Origin of the sequence: Mesobacillus sp., assembly GCF_049588175.1 — a bacterium.
Classification (GTDB): domain Bacteria; phylum Bacillota; class Bacilli; order Bacillales; family Cytobacillaceae; genus Mesobacillus.
Window position 1 is genome coordinate 1 of sequence record NZ_JBAVFI010000352.1, and the last position, 5,458, is coordinate 5,458.

A 5,458-nucleotide genomic window follows, 5' to 3' on the forward strand; every position below is an offset into this window, starting at 1 on the left:
GACGAAAGATTTCACCAGTTGGAATGGCTTTTTCACCAGTTGAAACGAATATTTCAACAGTTGAGAATTCAAGTCCCAAAAAGTGGCTTAATCGGGGTTAAACCACTCCAATAACACACACCACTCATAAAAAAAAAGCTTTCCAGAAAATATCCCGGAAAGCTTTTTCCTAATCTGCTTACTTCGACTTCACCGACTCAGAATACAACTCAAACGCTTCATGCAGTGATTCCACCGCATTCACCATTTGTTTTTCTTCGATCACCGTGGAAACCTTGATTTCCGATGTGCTGACCATTTTCACCTGAACGCCGTGGCCTTCTAAAACTTCGAACATTTTTGCAGCTACACCTGGGTTTGATACCATCCCTGAACCTACGATGGAAACTTTAGCAAGGCCAGTTTCTGATTCTATTGCTTTATAATTCAATAATTCTTTATTCCGTTCTAATACATCTAAAGTCTCTGGTAAATCATTGCTTTTGATTGAAAAAGAAATGTTGGCAGAATCTGCTTCTGTCCTGCTTTGGACGATGATGTCAACATTGATCTGGTTTTGAGCCAATGTGGTAAAAATGGTTGATAGCCCTTTTAATGATGAGCTTACTCCAAGGACTGATACTCTTGTAATTTTGTCTTCGAATGCTACTCCACGAACGATTAAATTCTGTTCCATGCCAATTTCCTCCTCGATGATTGTACCTCTTTCTTTTTCCATGCTGGACCTTACCTCAATTGGCAGCCCGTAATTCTTTGCAAATTCCACCGCTCTTGGATGGAGAACGCCCGCACCCAGGTTTGCCAGCTCAAGCATTTCATCGTAAGAAACACTTAACAGCTTCCTTGCACTTTTCACATACCTTGGATCAGTCGTGAACACACCAGTCACGTCTGTATAGATATCACACTTATCTGCTTTTAAAGCTGCTGCCAATGCTACCGCTGTTGTATCAGATCCGCCACGACCTAGAGTCGTGATCTGGCCATCATCTGTTACTCCCTGAAAACCTGCTACAATAACAACTTTGCCATGATCAAGATCATTTCTAATTCTGTCAGTTTCAATATCAACAATCCTGGCGTTACTGTGAACATCCTCTGTTTTGATGCCTGCTTGCCAGCCTGTATATGAAACAGCTTCAATTCCCATTTGCCCCAGCGCCATAGAATACAAAGCGATGGTTACCTGTTCACCTGTCGTTAAAAGCATATCCATTTCTCTCTTAGATGGAGAGCTCGAGATATCATTAGCCATGTCAACTAAATGGTCTGTTGTTTTTCCCATCGCGGATACGACAACCACGATATTATTTCCATTTTGCATTTCTTCAACAGTTCTGCTGGCAGCGTTCTTGATTCTCTCAACAGTGCCAACGGAGGTTCCTCCGAATTTCTGTACAATTAATCCCATTTTTCTTCCCCTGCCTTTTCCTTCTTATTTCTGCCTCTATAAAGAGCTTCATGGCAAAATCCGCATATGTATTTTCCCCAAAGGTTGTTTTCGCATGACATCCAGCTGTGAATATGAACGAAAAATCCTTATAAATAGAAAAAAGCAATGAGAGTGTCTCCCATTGCTTGATAAACGTATATATACGCTGCAACATGAGATAGCACTCCAAGACGGCAATCTTGACAATCCAGCGTTTATTCAACGAAGGACCAGCGGGAAAAAGAATAGGTCTTCCCCCACTTCGGCGAACATCCCCTTTCAAAGCCCTTCACAGAATCCTATCATTCTCCTGGCTCTTACTCTTGAAGCTCGCACCTCTATCTTCACTTTAATGCTCTAAAGTGATAGCTATATGAAATTTTTTTTATTATAGCACACTAAAAAATAGATTGCTACCATTAGTTCTGCAATTTAGTAAACAGTTCCTGGGCTACAATGGACGGCAAACCTGCAGCAGTCAATTCCTCTACTGAGGCTTCCCTCATTTTTTTCACGGATCCAAAATGTTTCAGCAACGCCTTTTTACGCTTCTCTCCAATACCAGGGATATCGTCAAGCAATGATTGAAAAGCGCTTTTCCCCCTGAGCTGGCGGTGGAATGTAATCGCGAACCGATGGACTTCATCCTGAATTCTTTGCAGCAGGTAAAATTCCTGGCTGTTCCTTGGAAGGCTGATCACCTGCAGTGGATTCCCATATAAAAGCTGGGAAGTTCTATGCTTATCATCCTTTGCCAGACCGGCAATCGGAATATCGAGGCCTAGTTCATTCTCGAGTACATCGCGTGCCGACTCGATATGGCCTTTACCTCCATCAATGATAATCAAATCAGGCAGCGGCAGACCTTCTTTCAGAACTCTTGAATACCTTCGCCTTACAACCTCCCGCATTGATTCATAATCATCCGGCCCTACTACAGATTTGATTTTATACTTACGGTATTCCCTCTTTTCAGGCTTACCGTCTATAAAAACAATCATGGCTGAAACAGGATCGGTCCCCTGGATATTCGAGTTATCAAAAGACTCAATCCGATGTGGCGTGTATATGCCCATTTGAATTCCAAGATTCTCGACTGCCTTGATTGACCGTTCTTCATCGCGTTCGATCAACGAAAATTTCTCGATAAGCGCAATGCCTGCATTTTTAGACGCCAGGCGGACAAGGTCTTTTTTCTGGCCACGCTGAGGCTGCAGTACTTTTACCTCTAACAGCGCCTCGGCCATTTCTGTATTGACGCCTTCTGGCACAAGTACTTCTTTTGGTTTGAAATGTTCATTCTTGGAATAGAATTGACCAAGGTAAGTGAGAATATCTTCTTCAGGCTCGTTGTGAATCGGGAACATCGAAACCTCGCGTTCAATTAATTTCCCTTGCCTGATAAAAAATACTTGTACACACATCCAGCCCTTGTCAACCGCGTAGCCAAATACATCGCGGTCGGTAAAATCAGTTGAGGTCATCTTCTGTTTTTCCATCGTAGCCTCAATATGGACAATCTTATCCCGGAATTCCTTCGCTCTTTCAAAATCAAGTTCTTCAGCAGCCGCGGCCATTTTAGCTGTTAAATCAACTTTAATATCCTTAAAGCCCCCGTTCAGGAAGCGGGTGATTTCGTCCGTGATTTTTTTGTACTCCTCCTTGCTTACATCCTTTACGCAAGGAGCAAGGCACTGGCCCATATGATAATAGAGACATACCCGGTCCGGCAGCGTGGAACATTTCCTGAGTGGATAGATCCTGTCCAAAAGCTTTTTTGTTTCATTGGCTGCCTGGACATTCGGATATGGCCCGAAATATTTCCCGCTGTCTTTTTTAACCTTTCTCGTAATGATCAGTTTCGGATGGCGTTCTGCTGTCAGCTTGATGAATGGGTAGCTTTTATCGTCCTTTAGCATGATATTGTACTTAGGATCGTATTTCTTGATTAGGTTGATTTCAAGGACAAGTGCCTCCATATCTGAGGAGGTAACGATATACTCAAAATCTTCTATTTCATTTACAAGACGCAGAGTCTTCCCATCATGTGATCCGGTAAAATAAGAACGAACCCTGTTTTTCAGTATCTTAGCTTTACCAACATAGATGATGGTCCCCTGCCGGTCCTTCATTAAATAGCATCCGGGCTGTGCCGGGAGAATGGCCAATTTATTCTTAATCTGATCATTCATACTGTTCACCCCCTGTTACGGTGTCCATTTATATAAAATAATTTCGTTGTAGACAGGATCGAATATTTTTTCGGAGTCGAAAACCTTAATTTTTTCTACTCTTTTATCTATCTCGATTCCCTGTGCCCTAAAGCCATCGACCACTTTATCGGTCAAGTACACTGTTTTCTCTTTATATAATCTCTGGTCATGCAGAAATACTTTATACGTATTGATCCTTTTATGTGAATAAGGCATTTCCATATACTCCAGGACTCTTGTCTCTTCCCATGTATATAACACAAATTCATCATTCGTTTCCTCGAGAAAACGGGCAAGCTGGTAAACTGCAGGCTTTTCGTTCGCCTGTATTTTCACAAGATTTGTTGAAACAATTGCCTGGGCCATAAGAAGTACGAGAATCATTAAACTGCTATATATACTTTGGTATCTTTTGAAAAATGCAGATAGTACTAAAAATATAAGAATGAGTGCCACGGGCAAAATATGTCTGGGCTTATCGATATTTTGAGCAAACAGTGCCCATATGCCGTATGCAGACATCATCAAGACACCTAAAGTGAAAGGCATATTCTTAAAAAGCTTACTTTGTGTTCCCGGCAAAAAAATAAATAGGCCGATAACTATATATAATACCATCAAAACATGTGTTCTTGAAAATATTCCCCACCAAAAAATATTGGTAAACAAGAATACTTTTATCCTGGCAAAAATCGATAGGTCATTAGAGGCCGTAGTTCCTCCCCATTCTTGAAAATGGCCGCCAGTAAACCCGAAGGCAAGTTCCAGAAAATTGCCGATTCCTCCTTCAGTTACTATTAGCCCGCCAACCCAGATTAACTGGAACACACATGCAGCCAATGTATATTTTATAAGCCCTGCAAATCCAATCTGATCATCCATCCATTTTTTATAAAAGAGATAAATCAATCCGGCCCCCATAGGAATATAACTTAGCCTGACTCCCAGCAGCAAGCTGAATAAAAACAGCGGCAACAGCATCCATTTACCTGATTTCCTTTCCCAAGCAGTGACAATGCTCCAGAAATACCACCAGAAGACGGCAAGAGCTGCCCCTTCCGACATTGGCTGATTGACGATGATCAATGGATAGCTTGCGGTATAAATAGCCGCTGCAGCCGTAAAGGCGCTCTGCCTGGAAATCAACCTGGATCCAATAAAATAAACCGGAATGATGGAACTCGCATATATTAAAATATTAAAGAGCACCAGGGCTTGATTCGGTTCAGCTACAATAAACTTTGTCAGCAAACCGCCCAGAATAAAGTAAGGATAGCCAGGAAAATGGGGCCGCATCGACCTCAGGTCATACCTTTCAACTGCAAGCGAAAAATCCACTTGATCCCAGGAAGAAACAAAAGGATTTAACGAACTGAGCTGCATCCCTAAAACATACATTACTACGGCCAAACTTACCGCCACTATTGCTGGATTTTTCCATTTATCATAAGTCAATTTTTCTCACCATCTATCTTCTTCATTAAAAACACTAGTGCAATAATGCTAAATAATAAGTCCTAAACGTATGAAAAAAGCACAAGGAAATTCCCTGTACTTTTTTCTGAAGAGAGGAGACTGTGTTTATTTCACCTGTGGTTTCAATACATTTACTTGTTTGTTTTCTGCCGGCTTCTGTTTTTTCGTGCTCCGTGTCGATGTAAGCAGAAAAATCCCCGCAAAGTATCCGATATAAGCGATGACTTCCTCAATGGATGGCATCGAAGAGTAGCCGAACAGTGCTTTTAGGAAGATGCCGATATCACCTGATAATAATGGTGCGACACCGTTGTCTCGTACATAGTGGGCATAATCA

The 5,458-nt window shown here is 41.7% G+C and carries 3 protein-coding genes, 1 pseudogene and 1 riboswitch; all 4 genes and pseudogenes read right to left on the reverse strand.

Translation table 11 applies throughout. The annotated features are described in order from the left end of the window. Positions 1–178: 178 nt before the first annotated feature. Positions 179–1,411 carry an aspartate kinase gene (locus WB217_RS08805; RefSeq protein ID WP_423992610.1) on the reverse strand — a complete coding sequence of 411 codons (1,233 nt, stop codon included), beginning with the start codon at positions 1,409–1,411 and terminating at the stop codon, positions 179–181. A gap of 192 nt (positions 1,412–1,603) precedes the next feature. Further along, positions 1,604–1,781: riboswitch (Lysine riboswitch) on the reverse strand. Positions 1,782–1,851: 70 nt separating this feature from the next. Continuing rightward, positions 1,852–3,624, reverse strand: a complete 1,773-nt coding sequence (gene uvrC, locus WB217_RS08810; protein WP_423992612.1) for an excinuclease ABC subunit UvrC — start codon at positions 3,622–3,624, stop codon at positions 1,852–1,854. A 15-nt stretch (positions 3,625–3,639) separates the two neighbouring features. Beyond that, positions 3,640–5,100, reverse strand: coding sequence for a hypothetical protein (locus WB217_RS08815; RefSeq protein ID WP_423992614.1), 1,461 nt, complete (start codon positions 5,098–5,100; stop codon positions 3,640–3,642). A 126-nt stretch (positions 5,101–5,226) separates the two neighbouring features. Further along, positions 5,227–5,458: pseudogene (locus tag WB217_RS08820) on the reverse strand (FTR1 family iron permease); the annotation flags it as partial.